At 60.8% G+C, this 15,900-nt stretch carries 15 protein-coding genes and 1 tRNA gene; 10 read left to right on the forward strand and 6 right to left on the reverse strand.

What is annotated here, in order from left to right:
• Positions 1-38 precede the first annotated feature (38 nt).
• Positions 39-911, reverse strand: a complete 873-nt coding sequence (locus tag J2J99_RS09500; RefSeq protein WP_168294865.1) for an ATP-binding protein — start codon at positions 909-911, stop codon at positions 39-41.
• Between the two features lie 203 nt (positions 912-1,114).
• On the opposite strand from J2J99_RS09500, the gene yajC reads away from it, so the two are divergent.
• The 5 genes from yajC (at position 1,115) to J2J99_RS09525 (ending at position 5,836) form a co-directional block, all read left to right on the forward strand.
• Positions 1,115-1,462 carry a preprotein translocase subunit YajC gene (gene yajC, locus J2J99_RS09505; protein WP_168294864.1) on the forward strand — a complete coding sequence of 116 codons (348 nt, stop codon included), beginning with the start codon at positions 1,115-1,117 and terminating at the stop codon, positions 1,460-1,462.
• Between the two features lie 43 nt (positions 1,463-1,505).
• Positions 1,506-4,046, forward strand: a complete 2,541-nt coding sequence (gene secDF / locus J2J99_RS09510) for a protein translocase subunit SecDF (RefSeq protein WP_168294863.1) — start codon at positions 1,506-1,508, stop codon at positions 4,044-4,046.
• A 4-nt stretch (positions 4,047-4,050) separates the two neighbouring features.
• Complete coding sequence (locus J2J99_RS09515; protein WP_168294862.1) at positions 4,051-4,437, forward strand: Mth938-like domain-containing protein; 387 nt, start codon at positions 4,051-4,053, stop codon at positions 4,435-4,437.
• A 2-nt stretch (positions 4,438-4,439) separates the two neighbouring features.
• Positions 4,440-5,297: a phytoene/squalene synthase family protein gene (locus tag J2J99_RS09520; protein ID WP_168294861.1), complete on the forward strand. Its 858-nt coding sequence runs from the start codon at positions 4,440-4,442 to the stop codon at positions 5,295-5,297.
• A gap of 71 nt (positions 5,298-5,368) precedes the next feature.
• Positions 5,369-5,836: a hypothetical protein gene (locus J2J99_RS09525; RefSeq protein WP_168294860.1), complete on the forward strand. Its 468-nt coding sequence runs from the start codon at positions 5,369-5,371 to the stop codon at positions 5,834-5,836.
• A 9-nt stretch (positions 5,837-5,845) separates the two neighbouring features.
• Here J2J99_RS09525 and trmFO read toward each other — a convergent pair whose 3' ends face one another.
• From trmFO to J2J99_RS09540, 3 genes are all read right to left on the reverse strand, one after another.
• Positions 5,846-7,255 carry a methylenetetrahydrofolate--tRNA-(uracil(54)-C(5))-methyltransferase (FADH(2)-oxidizing) TrmFO gene (gene trmFO / locus J2J99_RS09530; protein ID WP_168294859.1) on the reverse strand — a complete coding sequence of 470 codons (1,410 nt, stop codon included), beginning with the start codon at positions 7,253-7,255 and terminating at the stop codon, positions 5,846-5,848.
• Positions 7,256-7,353: 98 nt separating this feature from the next.
• Complete coding sequence (locus tag J2J99_RS09535) at positions 7,354-7,497, reverse strand: DUF1127 domain-containing protein (RefSeq protein WP_004678841.1); 144 nt, start codon at positions 7,495-7,497, stop codon at positions 7,354-7,356.
• Between the two features lie 298 nt (positions 7,498-7,795).
• A complete protein-coding gene (locus tag J2J99_RS09540; protein WP_168294858.1) occupies positions 7,796-7,942 on the reverse strand; it encodes a DUF1127 domain-containing protein in 147 nt (48 codons plus the stop codon).
• 896 nt (positions 7,943-8,838) lie between these two features.
• On the opposite strand from J2J99_RS09540, the gene J2J99_RS09545 reads away from it, so the two are divergent.
• The 5 genes from J2J99_RS09545 (at position 8,839) to J2J99_RS09565 (ending at position 13,025) form a co-directional block, all read left to right on the forward strand.
• The gene (locus J2J99_RS09545; protein WP_168294857.1) at positions 8,839-9,933 is read left to right on the forward strand and encodes a DUF2157 domain-containing protein; all 1,095 of its coding nucleotides are present in this window, start codon (positions 8,839-8,841) and stop codon (positions 9,931-9,933) included.
• Positions 9,930-10,520, forward strand: a complete 591-nt coding sequence (locus J2J99_RS09550) for a GDYXXLXY domain-containing protein (protein WP_168294856.1) — start codon at positions 9,930-9,932, stop codon at positions 10,518-10,520. Before J2J99_RS09545 ends, J2J99_RS09550 begins: the two co-directional genes overlap by 4 nt.
• Before the next feature lie 153 nt (positions 10,521-10,673).
• Positions 10,674-10,758 (forward strand) — tRNA-Leu (locus tag J2J99_RS09555).
• Positions 10,759-10,961: 203 nt separating this feature from the next.
• The gene (gene tig, locus J2J99_RS09560; protein WP_168294855.1) at positions 10,962-12,449 is read left to right on the forward strand and encodes a trigger factor; all 1,488 of its coding nucleotides are present in this window, start codon (positions 10,962-10,964) and stop codon (positions 12,447-12,449) included.
• A gap of 153 nt (positions 12,450-12,602) precedes the next feature.
• Positions 12,603-13,025 carry a nuclear transport factor 2 family protein gene (locus J2J99_RS09565; protein ID WP_168294854.1) on the forward strand — a complete coding sequence of 141 codons (423 nt, stop codon included), beginning with the start codon at positions 12,603-12,605 and terminating at the stop codon, positions 13,023-13,025.
• A gap of 92 nt (positions 13,026-13,117) precedes the next feature.
• Here the strand turns inward: J2J99_RS09565 and J2J99_RS09570 are convergent, their stop codons facing one another.
• Complete coding sequence (locus J2J99_RS09570; protein WP_168294853.1) at positions 13,118-14,893, reverse strand: B12-binding domain-containing radical SAM protein; 1,776 nt, start codon at positions 14,891-14,893, stop codon at positions 13,118-13,120.
• A 149-nt stretch (positions 14,894-15,042) separates the two neighbouring features.
• Positions 15,043-15,846 carry an endonuclease/exonuclease/phosphatase family protein gene (locus tag J2J99_RS09575; RefSeq protein ID WP_168294852.1) on the reverse strand — a complete coding sequence of 268 codons (804 nt, stop codon included), beginning with the start codon at positions 15,844-15,846 and terminating at the stop codon, positions 15,043-15,045.
• Between the last annotated feature and the right edge of the window lie 54 nt (positions 15,847-15,900).

Genomic DNA, 15,900 nt, shown 5'->3' on the forward strand with positions numbered 1-15,900 from the left:
TGTCATTTTGGACCGTCTTGTATCGAACCGTGGGCTGTCTACGCCCGGTCGATATGAACGCGCATGCGCCCCGCCAGATCCTGGATGTATTGCCAGGCAACGCGGCCCGAGCGCGCACCGCGCGTTGTTGCCCATTCCAGCGCCTCGGCATGAAGCATGTCGCGTGCGAGTCCGAGCTTGAAGTGATCGGCATATCCGTCGATCATGCCGAGATAGTCTTCCTGGCTGCATTTATGAAATCCGAGCCAGAGGCCGAAACGATCGGACAGCGAAACCTTCTCCTCGACGGCTTCCGACGGATTGATCGCCGTCGACTGTTCGTTTTCCATCATGTGACGCGGCAGCAGATGGCGCCGGTTCGACGTGGCGTAGAACAGCACATTGTCCGGCCGGCCTTCGACGCCGCCATCGAGCGCCGCCTTCAGCGACTTGTAGGCGGTGTCGTCGTGATCGAAGGAGAGGTCGTCGCAGAAGACGATCAGCCGGTACGGCGTGTCCTTCAGCAGGTCGAGCAGGTTGGGAAGGCTGGCAATATCCTCACGGTGAACTTCGACCAGCTTCAGCGCGACGCCGCTTTCGCGGCTGACATCCTCGTGCACGGCCTTGACCAGCGATGATTTGCCCATGCCGCGCGCACCCCAGAGCAAAACGTTGTTGGCCGCATAACCTTCGGCGAAACGCACCGTATTTTCGTGCAGGATATCGCGCACGTGGTCGACGCCGCGGATGAGCTTCAGCGCCACCCGGTTGGGTTTCTTGACGGGTTGCAGATGCTGACGCAGCGGCGCCCAGACGAAACAGTCCGCAGCGTCCCAGTCGTTGACGGCGGGTGCCGGTCCGGCAAGACGCTGGACGGCATCAGCGAGCCGTTTCAGCTCGCCAAGCAGGGCGGTGTTGATATCCTCGGTCATCGCAAGCTCCTGATTTCCTGCTGCGGCAATCCGCTTTATCTTTCGATGCGGGGTAGCATGGCATTTTGCCGCCGGAAAGGTTATGAGGCAGCGGAATCGGTACTGTTTCCGGCTGTTTCTGTTGCATTCATCGAAGCGGCAACTATAGTCCGGCAACCTGAAAAATGAGGCGGGGATCCGCCGCCAAGCCTGAGGAGTTTAGCATGTTCATCACCCCGGCATTCGCCCAGAGTGCGACCGATACCGCAACCGGTTTCGGCGGCTCCGGTTTCGAAATGATCATTCTGTTCGTGCCGCTGATGGTCGTCTGGTACTTCCTGCTGATCCGTCCGCAACGCGCGCAGGCCAAGAAGCGCGAGGAAACCCTGAAGGCGATCCGTCGCGGCGACCAGGTCGTGACCGGCGGCGGTCTCGTCGGCAAGGTGACGAAGGTCGTCGACGACAAGGAAGTCGAAGTCGAGATTGCCGACGGCGTGCGCGTGCGCATCGTCCGCAGTGGCATTTCGGAAGTTCGGGTCAAGGGTGAACCTGTCAAGGCCGACGCGGCGTAACAAGCGATAGCGGCAAACCGCCGGATCGGAAGATCGTCGAGAGATGTTGCATTTTTCCCGCTGGAAAACACTTCTGATTTGGCTGGTTGCGTTTGCGGCCGTCGTCATCGCTGCGCCCAATCTGCTGAGTGAGGCACAGCGTGCCTCGCTGCCGGGCTGGCTGCGAAACGATCGCGTAGTGCTCGGCCTCGATCTGCAGGGCGGTTCGCATATCGTTCTGAAGGTCGAGCGTTCCGATATCGTCAAGGATCGCCTGGAAGAGGTAGTCGCGAATGTTCGCAACGCACTGCGCGGCGCCGGCATCCGCTATACCGGGCTCACAGGCAACGACCAGACCGTCACTGTCCGGATCACCGATCCTGCTGAGACGCAGAATGCGGTCGATCGCCTGAAATCCCTGACGACGACCAGTGGAGATTCTGCGCCCGGGCTCGCGCTGCAGCAGGGCGGCGAAGGGCAGCTTTCGTTGCAGATTTCCGACGCCGGCATTACCGCTGACGTTGCCTCCGCCCGGACCCGGTCGCTTGATATCGTCGGCCGCCGCATCGCCGGATTCGGCTACGAGAATTTCCTCGTTCGCCCCGACGGCGACGACCGGATCACCGTGCAGGTGCTGGGATCGGTCGATGCGGAGCGGCTGAAGAATCTCCTCAACCAGCCGGCCAAGCTTTCGTTTCATCTGATCGACGAAAGCATGTCGGGGCAGGAGGCGCTGAGCGGCCGCTGGCCGGCGACATCGCAGGTGCTCTATTCGCTGGACGATCCGCCGGTTCCCTATCTCGTCGATCGCACGGCTTTCGCCAACGCCGGCAACATGGTCGATATCCAGCCGGTCGTCGATCCGCAGACCCAGGATACCTCCATTGCCTATCGTTTCGATGCGGCAGGCACCAAGCGGTTGGCTGAGGTGACAGGACAGAATATTGGCAAGCACCTTGCCATCGTCTTCGACGATCAGGTCATGTCGGCACCGGCCATCGATGCCGCGATCACCAATGGCGAGGGTCGGATTTCTGCGAATTTCTCCGAAGACGGTGTTCGCGACCTTGCCGTGATGCTGCGCGCCGGCGCCCTGCCGGCGACGCTGACGAGCGTCGAGGAGCGCAGCGTCAGCCCGACCTTCGGCGGCGAATCCATCGTCTCCGGCCTTGTTGCCGGCCTCGTCGCCGTCGTGCTGGTCGCAGCACTGATGATCGCGCTCTACCGCATCCTCGGCGTCATTGCTGTCGTTTCGCTCTTCTTCAATCTGATCCTTATAATCGCGGCGCTCAGCCTTGCCGGCGCAACGCTCACCTTGCCCGGCATTGCCGGCATCGTGCTCATCGTCGGCATGGCGGTCGATTCGAACGTGCTGATTTACGAGCGCATCCGCGAAGAAGAGAAAACCGCCCATTCCCTTGCCGAGGCCGTCGGTCGCGGTTTCTCGCGAGCCTTTTCGACGATCGTCGATGCGAATGTCACGATCTTCATCGCGGCGGTCATTCTCTTTTTCCTCGGCAGCGAATCCATTCGTGGTTTCGCCGTGACGCTGGCAGTCGGCATTCTGACGACCGTCTACACGGCATTCACGCTGACGCGCTCGATCGTCGCCGTCTGGCTGGCGCGACGCCACCCTCGGCACCTGCCGACGAGCGGTCTCACCCATCTCTTCGAGCACGCCAATATCCGGTTCATGGGGATCCGCCGCTATGTCTTCACGGCCTCGGCGGCGATCTCGCTGATCGCCATGGCCGCCTTTGCCACCGTCGGCCTGCAACTCGGCATCGATTTCACCGGCGGCTCGCTCATCGAGGTGACTGCGAAACAGGGCAATGCCGACATCGCCGATCTCGGATCGCGCCTCAACGATCTCAATCTCGGCGAGGTCGGGGTCGAACGCACCGGCGGCCCGGCGAACGCGCGGATCCGCATCGCGTCCCAGGGCGGCGGAGAGAATGCCGAGCAATCGGCAGCGACGCTGGTGCGCGGCGAGTTCGAGGCGGATTATGATTTCCGCCGCGTCGAAGTCGTCGGCCCCGCCATCTCGGGCGAGTTGACGATGATGGCGACGCTGGGCATCGCTGCTGCGCTCGCGGCAATCCTGCTCTACATCTGGATCCGCTTTGAGTGGCAGTTCGCCGTCGGCGCCGTCGTCGCAACGCTGCACGACGTCATCATCATGCTGGGGCTTTTCGTGCTGACCGGCATCGAATTCAATCTGACGAGTATCGCCGCGGTGCTGACGATTGTCGGCTATTCCCTGAACGACACCGTCGTCGTCTATGACCGGATGCGCGAGAACCTGAAGCGATACACGAAGATGCCGCTGCCGATCCTGATCGATGCCTCGATCAACCAGACATTGTCGCGCACCGTCCTGACGGCCGCGACGACGCTGCTTGCCTTGCTGGCGCTCTACCTGTTCGGCGGCGACGTCATGCGCTCTTTCGCCTTTGTGATGCTCTTCGGGGTCGCTCTCGGCACTTTCTCTTCGATCTATATCGCCGCTCCCGTGCTGATCGTCTTCCGGCTGCGGCCGGAGAGCCCCGACGGGAGGGAGAGCAACAAGACGGATGCCGGTGTAAAATCCGGCACGGTGGTTTGAAAACATGGCAAAAGGCATAGAAATCCGCGCTGCGCATTTTCCCGGGCGCGCTCCGATCGACACTTACGGCAATGGCGGTTTCCGTTTTGCCGACATGTCGCATCGCGGCTCGATCCTTTGCCTGCCTTCCGGCATTCACGGCTGGGACATGGACATATCGAAGCCGCTGTCGCCTGAAAATTTTCGCCGCGTGCTGGAAGAGGCCACCGATATCGAGGTTCTGCTCGTCGGCACAGGAACCGAGCTTCGCCGTCTGCCTGAGGAATTGAAGCAGGCGCTGAAGGCGCGCGGCATCGCCTCTGACCCGATGAGCACGGGTGCCGCAGTGCGCACCTTCAACATCATGCTCGCCGAGCAGCGCGCCGTCGCGGCGGCATTGATTGCGGTCTGACGATGGCGGAAGAAAATATCGCGACGAACCAGGATATCTGCCTGGCGATGCTGCGCGACAATGATCGCGACCGCTATCTCGCCTGCCTTCTGTCACCGCAGGACAAGCGCGGCGCACTTGCGGCGCTTTACGCCTTCAATGCCGAGCTTGCCCGCGTCCGCGACCTGGTGCACGAGCCGCTGCCAGGCGAGGTGCGCATGCAATATTGGCGTGACCTGCTGGAAGGCAGTGCGCATGGCTCGACGGCGGCCAATCCCGTCGCCGCGACGCTTTTGACGGCGATCGAGACCCACCGCCTGCCGCGCAAGACGCTGGTCGACATGATCGAGGCCCGCACCTTCGACCTCTATGACGACCCGATGGAAACCCGCCTGTCGCTCGAAGGTTATGCCGGCGAGACCGCCTCCGCGCTGATCCAGATTGCAAGCCTTGTGCTTTCGCCGCAGGACGCCCCACGATCGGCGGATGCGGCCGGCCACGCCGGCGTTGCCCAGGCGATTGCCGGCCTGCTGCTTTTGATGCCGCTGCATCGTCGCCGCGGCCAGCTCTATATTCCGCTGCAAATCCTTTCGGCTACCGGGCTCGACCGCGATAGCTTCCTTGCCGGCGAAGACCGGCCGCGCATCTCCGCCGCCGTCGAGGCCTTCGCCGGTCTCGGCCGCGAGCATCTGGCAAAGGCAAGGGGGGCGGGGCCGATTGCGGCAGCCGTGTTTCCGGCCTTCCTGCCGGCGACGCTGGCTGAACCGGTGCTTCTCAAGGCACAGAAACGTGGCGCCCAGCTGTTCGACCGGCCGCTGCAGCCGCCGCAATGGCGCCGGCAGCTCGCAATGGCGCTGGCTGCAGCCCGCAGGAAAATCTGATCTCGGTCAAATTCGCGCAAGTCTCGCGCGCTACAAGGTCTCGACCCTACCCCTTTGAACGGAGACTCGGCGTGGGCATTATCGTCTGGTGCGTTCTTTTCGCCATCGTCATTTTCATTGCCTTCGTAGCAACACGCATGGCTGCCCAAAACAAGGAAGACAGCCTGCACGACACCGGTCTCGCCATCATCGAGTTCGGCCGCGCCTTTCCCAACGAGGCGATCCGCCAGCTGCAGTCGACTGAGAACGGTCAGGCGATCTTCGTGCGTCTCCACGACAACAAGGCTGGCCTGATGCGCAACATGGCGCGCCACTTCTCCTGCCATCTGATCGAGCCCGGCCGTGTGCGCGTGGTAAGCTCGGAGACGGGCAGGGGACTGGCGATCGATTTTCTCGACGCCCCCCATCACAACGGCAAGTTCGAATTCGCCTCGCCCAAGGAGGCGTCCGAAGTCGCGCTCTGGCTGCTCGGTAACTACATCGCTGAGCCGGATAAGGATCTGGCGCCGGGCAATGTCTCCACGGCGATCAAACAGTAGAAGTGCTGCCTAGAGCTGGCCGAGCCAGGCGGCGCAGTCTGCAAGCGCCCGACCTGCGATCAACTGCCTTTTCATGATCGTCTTATCCTTGCCGCGGAAGCGCTTGACGCCCTCGGGCTTGACGATCGAGCCGGGCTCAAGCTCCGGAAACAGCCCGAAATTGATGTTCATCGGCTGGAACGACCGTTTGCCGGGCTCTTCGTCGGTGACGATGTGGCCGCCGGTGATATGACCGAGCAGTGAGCCGAACGCGGTTGTTGCCGGCGGCAGTAAGATCGCTTCGCCCTTGCGTTCGGCGGCGGCGAAACGACCGGCCATCAGCCCGACGCTGGCGCTTTCCACATAACCCTCGCAGCCGGTGATCTGGCCGGCGAAGCGCAGGCCAGGCCGCGATTTCAACGTCAGCGACGGATCGAGCAATGTCGGGGAGTTGATATAGGTGTTGCGATGCAGGCCGCCGAGACGGGCAAATTCGGCATTTTCCAGGCCTGGGATCATGCGGAAGATCTCCGCCTGCGCGCCGTATTTCAGCTTCGTCTGGAAGCCGACCATGTTGTAGAGCGTGCCGAGCGCATTGTCCTGGCGCAGCTGCACAACGGCATAAGCCTTGACCGTCGGATTATGCGCGTTCGTCAGCCCCATCGGCTTCATCGGTCCGTGGCGCAGCGTCTCGCGGCCGCGTTCGGCCATCACCTCGATCGGCAGGCAGCCGTCGAAGTAGGGCGTGCCTTCCCATTCCTTGAAGCCGACAGTGTCGCCAGCGATCAACGCGTCGACGAAGGCATTGTACTGCACCTCGTCCATCGGGCAGTTGATGTAGTCCTTGCCCGTGCCGCCGGGGCCGACCTTATCGTAGCGCGACTGATACCAGCAGATATCCATGTCGATGCTGTCGCGGTAGACGATCGGCGCGATGGCGTCGAAGAAGGCGAGCGAATGCTCGCCGGTCTGCGCCTGGATGGCGCTGGCAAGTGACGGTGCCGTCAGCGGCCCGGTGGCGACGATGGCAAGGTCCCAGTCGCGCGGCGGCAGGCCGGTGATTTCCTCGCGCACGACGGTGATCAGCGGGTGATCGTGGATCGCCTTGGTCACGGCTTCTGAAAAGCCGTCGCGATCGACGGCCAGCGCCCCGCCGGCCGGCACCTGGTGGCGATCGGCGGCAGCCATGATCAACGAGCCCGCCATGCGCATCTCGGCATGGATGACGCCGACGGCATTGCTGGTCGCATCGTCGGACCGGAAGGAATTGGAGCAGACGAGTTCGGCGAGCCCATCGGTCTTGTGCGCATCCGTGCCGCGCACGCCGCGCATTTCATGCAAAATGACGGGAACGCCGGAGCTGGCGATCTGCCAGGCGGCTTCCGAACCGGCAAGCCCGCCGCCGACGACGTGGATAGGAGGATAGGAGATCGTGTTCATTCCGGGCTGATATCATGTCGGCAGACGCGATCCAACACCTGGAATCAAAAACGGCGCCCTGACGGCGCCGTCTTGAAGCATCGTGCCGGTTACCGCTATTAGCGGAACGAGCGGGATGCGATATTGCGGATGTCATAGCGGCTGACGCCGATGTCGGACAGGGTCTGGTTCGACAGGCTGCCGAGTTCGTTGAGTGTACGGCGGTAGCTGAGCCAGCTTTTTGCAATGCGGATCGGGTTCATTGTCATCTTCCTCGAACAAATGTCCGCTGGACGGCGGGACGCCTGTCTCTCTGCGGTTGATGTTTATATAGGCGAAAACCCGCTCATTGTGCAGTGCAATTAAAAGGCGTCTGCCATGCAAATGTGCAATATGATGCTTGAGAAATAAGCGGTGAACATTTTTTGAGCGAGCTGGGGAACCGGTAAGATCCTGCAACCGCGGCGACCGTCGATAGCCGCAAACGAAAACGCCCGCTGCGGTGCAGCGGGCGTTTTAATCTGGGAGGGATCTGCTTGGGAGGAAGCAGAAACCTTTGAATTAACGCGAAGAAGCTTCGCGGGCGACGCGATGGATGTCCGAACGGTCGATGCCGAGGTCATGCAATTCGCGATTGGTCATGCGGCCGAGTTCGGAGACCGTTTGACGATACTTGCGCCAGTTGTTGAAAGAGCGAGTGATGTTCATGTTAAGCCCCTTTCTGAGGGTTTGATCTGCCAGCAGCCACCCATCGGCGCTGACTTCTATTTGATGACCGGAATATATGTTGCGGTGCGAAGAACGAAAACAGCCAAGTTTTCAAGTCACCTATGCGAGATATGCAATGCTTTACACAATCTTACCGCAATCTGGTCAACGAATAGGCAAAGCGACTTGAGCGAATACCCGACCCTTGACGCGGTGAAGGGGTTGCGATGAGGCAATATCCCCGGCTGCGGAGAGTTGCGCGCCGCGTAGGCGTCCGGCAACGCCTCGGGAGACCATCAGTCATTGCGAAGGCCCGCAAAGCGGCGCGATCAAGAACCGCGCGGCTACCGGTTGATGCGAAGTAAAATCGGCGGTCACTGCTTTCTGGCGGCACGGCGCCCTCAGCCTTGGCTGAGCTAACACGTTGAACTTGCGCATTATACTGTCATCAAATAAAACGCCCGCCGGGGGAGGATCCGGCGGGCGCATTATAGTGACTGGCAACTGGGAGGAGGAGTGTTGCCAATCCATCGCAGCGCGCTTGGGAGGAGGAGTGCGCGGCTGCGAATCTCGTCACGGACAAACCATCCGCGGGCGTCCGGCAGTGCCGGGCCGGGGTGCCACCCCCGTGCTTCGATATGCCGATAAATAGTATGACGAATCGATATTTTGCAGTGCAGTATTTACATGAGGGGTATGCGGGAAGTGCATACCTCTCCTTCATATACTCATATTAGCAGAATCGACGTTAGCGGCCGGTTAATATCAGATCCAAATTAGACCAGTGAGGAATTCGCATATTCAGCCCTGAGGCATTTGCGAAGCTGGCTGCTGCGCCTATAAATGATGGAAACCGCAGCGCCGGAGCGAGCGTCGCGGAAGTGAGGGGTGGAAGCATGTATCGCGGCAGATTGGAGCGGGATCTCTCGCTCTGGGTGGGCAAGGGTCTGCTTGGAGAGGAAACGGCCGGCGCGCTTCTTGCCGAATATGACAGCCGCCCGGCCAGCTTCAGCCTCGGCCGGGTGCTGATGGCGCTGGCGGCGGTGCTGCTTGCTGCTGCCGTTCTGCTGGTCGTCGCCTCCAATTGGGAAGCCATTCCGCGCCTTGTCCGCGTCGGCGCCATCCTCGCCCTGATCTGGGCGGTGCATATTGCCGCCGCCCTGATGCTCGCCCGCGGTGCGGCCGCCGCCGCAGGGGGGTTGTTGATCATCGGCGCGATGAGCTTCGGCGGCGCTATTTCGCTGGTCGGGCAGATGTATCATCTCTCCGGCGACGAACAGACGGTGATGTATCTCTGGTTTGCCATCGCCACGATCTCGGCGATCCTGTTCCGTTCGGGCGCGGTGGTGGCCGTTGCGGGCTTTCTCTCCTGGGCGTCCTTCGCCGTATATCTCGAGAACCATCATGCGCATTGGATCGGGCTTGATCCCTGGATGGCACCTGTCATGGCGGTGATCGTCATCGCGTTGGTGCGTTACACGGGCGCTGCGCGGGCTCGCCATCTTGCCTATTTGCTGCTGATCGGCTGGCTTGCATGGCTCTACACGCTTTATGAGGAGATGGCGGTGGCGCTCGCCTTCGCTGTCGGCGGCATGGCCGCCTTGGTGCTGACAGCGTTGCCGCATCCCCGTATCGCGCCCCTGGTCAGGAGTGCCGGCGCGGCTCCGGCTTTTTACAGCTTCCTCGTCGCCGCAATCGGCTTCCTGCTTCTGCATATCGAGATCGAGCAGGGATGGCGGCTGGTGGTGCTCGGTCTGGCGACACTTGCCGCCGCCGTGCTTGCGATCGCGCTGCATGGCAGGAACAATGGTGCCGTGCGTTATCTCGCCTATGCGACTTTTGCCGCGGAGATGCTCTATCTCGCTTCCGTCACCGTCGGTTCGATCCTCGGTACGTCGAGCCTTTTCCTGTTTTCCGGTCTTGTGGTCGCTCTTGTCGCCTGGATTGTCATTCGGCTGGAACGGCGCTTTTCACGGGAGGCGCGCGCATGAGTTCATCGATCGCAAGGCTGCCGTCCGGCAAGGGCTACCTGCTTTCCGCGGTCATCGTCGCCGGCCTGCAGACCATAATCCTGGGCACGATCATTCAGAGCCGGGCGTCGATTCTCAGCAATGGCGCCGAAGTGCTGCTGAAGACGGCCCCGGTCGATCCGCGCGATTTCCTGCGCGGCGATTATGTCGTCCTGAACTACGACATTTCCACGGTGCCGGTGCAGACGGTTTCCGGCGGCATTCCGGCCGAGCCGGGCGAGCGCACGCTGTGGGTCCGGTTGAAGAAGCAGGGGGACGGTTTCTGGACGGTGACCGAATCGTCCTTCCACACGCTCCCGCCGCAGCCGGAGGCGGTGATCCTGCGCAGCCAGCCCTTTTATAGTGGCGGACTGGCTGCGGGCGACAGCATCCGCGTTGAATACGGCATCGAGCGTTATTACGTCCCCGAAGGTCAGGGTAAACCACTCGAGGAAGCGCGCAATGATGGTAACGTCGCTATCGCGGTGCGCGTCTCGCCGGATGGAAGCGCGCAGATCCGCAGCCTGCTCGTCGATGGCAAGCCGGTTTACGACGAACCGCTTTACTGATCCCGCAAGCCTTCGGGGCAGGGGCGCTTTCAGGCCGCAAATCCCCTGTCATTCGCCGTTCATTTTTCCTTTGCCTCGACCAAATCGGGTGATATAGAGACGCCGCGCTCCGGAAGGCCTCATGCGCAGGCATAGGCATGCGGTTCTGTGGACGCGGGTATGGTGAAATTGGTAGACACGCCAGATTTAGGTTCTGGTGCCGCAAGGCGTGGGAGTTCAAGTCTCTCTACCCGCACCAGGCTGTTTGCAGGGGGAGACTAAGAACTTGGTTGTCCCCGAGTGACCGAAGGTTGTTCCGAATACTCGGAAGTGAGTGCCGTTCCCCTTTTGGCGGAATGATACAGGAATTGGGAAAAGCCACGCGCGGCACGCAGCCGGCGTCGTGCTCAAGGAAACGAACGGCGTCTGGGCACGGCCGCCACGACATGAAGGTAGGAAGACATGCAGGTTATCGAAACGCTCGCTGAAGGGCTGAAGCGCGAAATCAAGGTCGTTATCCCGGCCAAGGACATGGAAGACAAGATGAATGAGCGTCTTGCCGATGTGAAGGACAAGATTCGCATCAACGGCTTCCGTCCGGGCAAGGTTCCCGCAGCTCACCTGAAGAAGGTCTATGGCAAGTCGATCATGGCCGAGCTCGTCAACGAGATCGTCCGCGAACAGCCGACCGCCATCCTGTCCAGCCGCGGCGAAAAGTCGGCCACGCAGCCGGAAATCGCCATGACGGAAGACAAGGACGAAGCCGACAAGATCCTCTCCGCCCAGCAGGATTTCGAATTCACGCTTTCCTATGAAGTGCTGCCGCCGATCGAACTGAAGTCGGTCAAGGGCATCAAGGTCACGCGCGAAGTCATCGACATCTCGGATGACGAAGTCAACGAGCAGGTCCTGAAGGTTGCCGAAAGCGCCCGTTCCTACGAGAGCAAGACCGGCAAGGCCGCAAACGGCGATCGCGTCACTATGGATTATGTCGGCAAGGTCGACGGTGAAGCCTTCGAAGGCGGCACCGACCAGGGCGCCGAGCTGGTGATCGGTTCCGGCCGCTTCATCCCTGGCTTCGAAGACCAGCTCGTCGGCGTCAAGGCCGGCGAAGAGAAGACCATCACCGTCACCTTCCCGGCCGACTACCCGGCCAAGAACCTCGCCGGCAAGGAAGCGACCTTCGATATTACGGTCAAGGATGTCGCGGCCCCCGGCGCTGTTGAGATCAACGACGAACTCGCCTCCAAGCTCGGCATCGAATCCGCCGATCGCCTGAAGGAGATCGTCCGCGGCCAGATCGAATCGCAATACGGCTCGCTGACCCGCCAGAAGCTGAAGCGTCAGATCCTCGACCAGCTCGACGAAATGTACAAGTTCGAGACCCCGGCTTCGCTCGTCGACGCCGAATACAACGGCATCTGGAGCCAGGTGAACAACGACCTCGCCCAGTCCGGCAAGACCTTCGAGGACGAAGACACGACCGAAGAGAAGGCCCGTGAGGAATACAAGACGCTTGCAGAGCGTCGCGTCCGGCTCGGTCTCGTTCTCTCCGAAATCGGCGAAAAGGCCGGCGTCGAAGTGACCGAAGACGAGATGCAGCGCGCCATCTACGATCAGCTGCGCCAGTATCCCGGCCAGGAAAAGCAGATCCTTGAATTCTTCCGCAGCCAGCCGGGTGCCGCCGCTTCGATCCGCGCGCCGATCTTCGAAGAGAAGGTCATCGATCACCTGCTGACCGAAATCGACGTCACCGACAAGAAGGTAACGAAGGAAGAGCTGCTCGCCGAGGAGGAAGGTGAAGCCAAGGCCGAAACCAAGAAGGCCGCTCCGAAGAAGAAGGCTGCCGCCAAGACCGAAGCCGCTGAGGCTGGCGAAGGCGAGGAAGCCGCCGCTCCGAAGAAAAAGGCTGCTCCGAAGAAGAAGGCCGCTGACGAGAGCGCCGAATAATCGCATCCAGGTTCAGACGTTTGGAAGGCCCCGTCATCGCGCGGGGCCCTTCTTTTTCGACTATCCGGCACTTCCTGGTTCATCCGCAACAACAAATAGTTGAAATAGAGTATAATTGGATGCAGATTTGCTGGTGGTGGGAGGAACCTGAAAATGACTGCAAAACACGATATGAAGAAACTGGTGGAGGAAATCTATGCCGTGCGCGATCGCGGCGATGTCGAGGCCACGCTGGCGCTGATCGGCGATGATTGTACCTTCCGGATGGCCGGAAATACACGACTGTCGCCTTTTTCGACTGAATTGGGCGGGCACGATTTTCGCCAAGTGATAGCGCAGCTCATCACTGTGTGGGATCTATCCAATATCAACACAACCAGGATCTATGTGGACGAGGACGAAAATATGGTCTTCGCCCATCGCGAAGGCGAGGTCAGACACATTCCGTCGGGCGTCAGCTTTTATACGGAATTCGTCGACAAGATTCATTTCAGCGATGGTAAACCGGTCAAGATCGTCGAATTCGTCGACACGCTGCAAGTGGCCGAGACGAGCCAGATAATCCAAATCGCATAAAGGACCATCACCGTCGGAGCGCCGGGCTTCGACTGTAGTGGCGGCCACCATTTCCGTTCAAAGGCTCTAGCCGCGGTTGCGTGAATTGCAGCTCAATTCGCGCCCCGTGTCAGTTGCGCGACTTTTCTCACATGGCTGACGGCTGCGGTTCCGCCCGATGTCTTGGTGAACAGGTTGAGGGTCTCCTCCTCATCGTCGGCCACGGGCGTCAGAGCCTGATCCATATAGGTCTTCGACTTGGCGTCCCGCGAGATCAGGAAGGCTGAAATCGTCAGGCCGATGATCGTGCCGGCGAGAGAAGCATGTTTGCTGAAAGTTTCCCAGGCAAAGCGCGGCCAGAAGAGCAGTGGATTTTCCCGCGGCAGCTCGGGACGCCGTTCGGATGGCGTCTTCAGGCGCAGAAGGCCGCTTTGCAGCGGATGCACGTTCTCCAGCGGCACAGTGGTTGCAAAGGAGACGAGAACCTTGACGAGCCTTGCGAGCGGCACCCCGGTTGCCACGGCCCGGCGCAGCAGCGTCTTCATATGATCAGGTGAATAATAGAGCGACCATGCCTCGTGGTAGATGTCTTCCCACTCCTGCTTGCTCATCTTCGGGTGCGCAGTGCAGACGTGCTCGACATCATAAATGTTGAGATCGCCATCCATCTCGACGCCCTTCTTCCACAGGACCTGATGGTCCTCGGAACCTGGCAGCGGTGTCAGGATGAAGAATTCGATCACGTCGAGCGGCAGTTCTTCCTGAATGATCGCGATATCGCGGCGGATCGATTCCGGCGTATCGGCCGGGAAGCCCAAGATATAACCGGCAAGCGTCATGATGCCCTGCGCCTTCCAGGCAAGCAGCATCTTGCGGTATTCGGTGATCTTGTTCTGGTTCTTCTTGGCGGCGGTCAGATTGTCCGGATTGACGTTTTCGAGGCCGATGAAGACGCGGGTGACGCCGGCGCGCCGGGATTTTTCGATAAAGTTCGGGATCTTGTGGCAGAGCGTGTCGACCTGGATCATCAGGCCGAGCGGAATGCCGTCCCGTTCCCTGAGCTCTATCAGCCGGTCGAAGATCGCTTCCCAATCCTTGTTGCGGGCGAAATTGTCATCGGTGATGAAGAATTTGTGGATGCCCTGCGCCCAGTTCATCCGCACCAGCTTTTCGACATCGTCGGCCGAACGGAATCGCGATTTTCGCCCTTGGACGTTGATAATGGTGCAGAACGAGCACTGGTAGGGACAGCCGCGCCCGGCATCGAAGCTGGTGCTGAGGCCGAGTGTGCGCTGGATATTGTCCTTGGGCAGGAAGGGAACCGGCGTGCCGCCGATGCCGGGAAGGTCGTTCATGAAATTGTAGAGCGGCTTCAGCTCGCCGCTTGCAGCGTCGCGCAGCACCATATCGAGCCGACCCTCGGCCTCGCCGGCGAACATCGAGATGCCCAAGTCGCGGCAGGCGTCGAGCCCGACCGCCTGGCCGTCGAGCATCGACAGGCAGCCGGACACGTGAAAGCCGCCCATCGAAACCGGCAGGCCGGCATTGCGGAAGGGGCGGGCGATATCGAGCGCGCGCGGATATTGGTTCGATTGGACGCCGACCAGCGCGACCATGCCGAAATTGCCGTGGCGCTTGAACTGGGCGAGCAGCCGGGCGAAATCGATCCGCGTATTGGTCTCGTCGATGACGGTGATGTCGATCGCGGTATCGGGTCCAAGCACCTGGCGCTCGGCGCATTCGGCGGCGATGCCGTAGAGGGCCGCGAGCGAATTGGAAGGGATCATCGCCCGCCACCAGCGGATGACGTAGCCGTCATCGTCGTAATGCGATGGCTTGATCAGGATCAGCTGAAAACGTCTGCGTGCGGCTTCCAAAGCATGGGACAAGAGTATCTATCTTTCTTTAGAAACGTCTGCCCGGAGGCAAAATGGCGTTGAAGGCACAAATCAGGCAAGGCGTATCAATGCGATCTATCGAAGGCGTAGAATCGAACACTGCGCGCAGAAGTTTGGTCGGTGCGCCGTTCTTCAATATACTACACCACATCGAGCAGCAATGCGCGGTGGTCGGAGACCTCGGGCGCCTCGACCACCTCGAACCTCGCAACCTTCACCTCCGGCGTAACCAGCATGTAGTCGGCAAAGCGGCCTTGCTTCAGATAGTAGGAGGTCCGCGTGTCGACAAGACCGTTTCCGGTGACGAGATCGGAAAGGCCCAATCGGGCGAGGATCTTGAAGGTCGCACTGTCGGGAAGCACGTTGAAATCTCCGCAGACCACGAGCCCTTCGTCCCCGGGCCAGACCCGTTCGATGAGTCCGACGAGCGCCAATGCCTGCTCTGTGCGCGCCGGCGTATCGCCCTTGCCGGCAGGATCCCGCAGGCCATGCATATGGGCGATGGTGATCGCGGAAGCGTTCCCATGGCTGAAGAGACGGATGCAATGCGCGTTTCGCGGACGGGGATGTTCGCCCCAGCCGCCGGCGGAAAAACTGCCGTGCACGAAATTCATCGCCTGGGCGATGACGGAATGCGATTTCCGCACGAAGGTCGCCAGCCCGAATTCAGCGACAATGGCGGTATCGCCGTCGAAGAGCGTGCCTCTCGATGTCGGGCAGAAGAAGCCGTCATGGCCGGGCAGGGCGGCGCTGATCTCAGCAAACAGATTGGTGCGCTGCGGCAGTTCCAGCCCCGCATCACGATAGATCGACCATCCGGACCTAGGATCCGGCCCCCGCAGCACCTCCTGCAGGCAGAGCACATCAGCATCGGCCTCCCTGACATAATCGATCAGGGCTTCATGCAGGCTGCCACCCCATGCGTTCAGCGAAATGATGCGCAATGTCTGCGGCTCCCTTCGGATGACGGGATTGAGATGGCTGCTCTGTTGCCGTGC

Source organism: Rhizobium binae (assembly GCF_017357225.1).
GTDB classification, from domain to species: domain Bacteria; phylum Pseudomonadota; class Alphaproteobacteria; order Rhizobiales; family Rhizobiaceae; genus Rhizobium; species Rhizobium binae.

Excerpts from the sequence above, each read along its gene's own strand:
- tig (WP_168294855.1), top strand. The coding sequence starts at position 10,962 with ATGCAGGTTATCGAAACGCTCGCTGAAGGGCTGAAGCGCGAAATCAAG.
- J2J99_RS09520 (WP_168294861.1), top strand. The coding sequence starts at position 4,440 with ATGGCGGAAGAAAATATCGCGACGAACCAGGATATCTGCCTGGCGATG.
- J2J99_RS09550 (WP_168294856.1), top strand. The coding sequence starts at position 9,930 with ATGAGTTCATCGATCGCAAGGCTGCCGTCCGGCAAGGGCTACCTGCTT.
- J2J99_RS09515 (WP_168294862.1), top strand. The coding sequence starts at position 4,051 with ATGGCAAAAGGCATAGAAATCCGCGCTGCGCATTTTCCCGGGCGCGCT.
- secDF (WP_168294863.1), top strand. The coding sequence starts at position 1,506 with ATGTTGCATTTTTCCCGCTGGAAAACACTTCTGATTTGGCTGGTTGCG.
- J2J99_RS09545 (WP_168294857.1), top strand. The coding sequence starts at position 8,839 with ATGTATCGCGGCAGATTGGAGCGGGATCTCTCGCTCTGGGTGGGCAAG.
- J2J99_RS09540 (WP_168294858.1), bottom strand. The coding sequence starts at position 7,942 with ATGAACATCACTCGCTCTTTCAACAACTGGCGCAAGTATCGTCAAACG.
- J2J99_RS09535 (WP_004678841.1), bottom strand. The coding sequence starts at position 7,497 with ATGAACCCGATCCGCATTGCAAAAAGCTGGCTCAGCTACCGCCGTACA.
- J2J99_RS09500 (WP_168294865.1), bottom strand. The coding sequence starts at position 911 with ATGACCGAGGATATCAACACCGCCCTGCTTGGCGAGCTGAAACGGCTC.
- J2J99_RS09565 (WP_168294854.1), top strand. The coding sequence starts at position 12,603 with ATGACTGCAAAACACGATATGAAGAAACTGGTGGAGGAAATCTATGCC.
- trmFO (WP_168294859.1), bottom strand. The coding sequence starts at position 7,255 with ATGAACACGATCTCCTATCCTCCTATCCACGTCGTCGGCGGCGGGCTT.
- yajC (WP_168294864.1), top strand. The coding sequence starts at position 1,115 with ATGTTCATCACCCCGGCATTCGCCCAGAGTGCGACCGATACCGCAACC.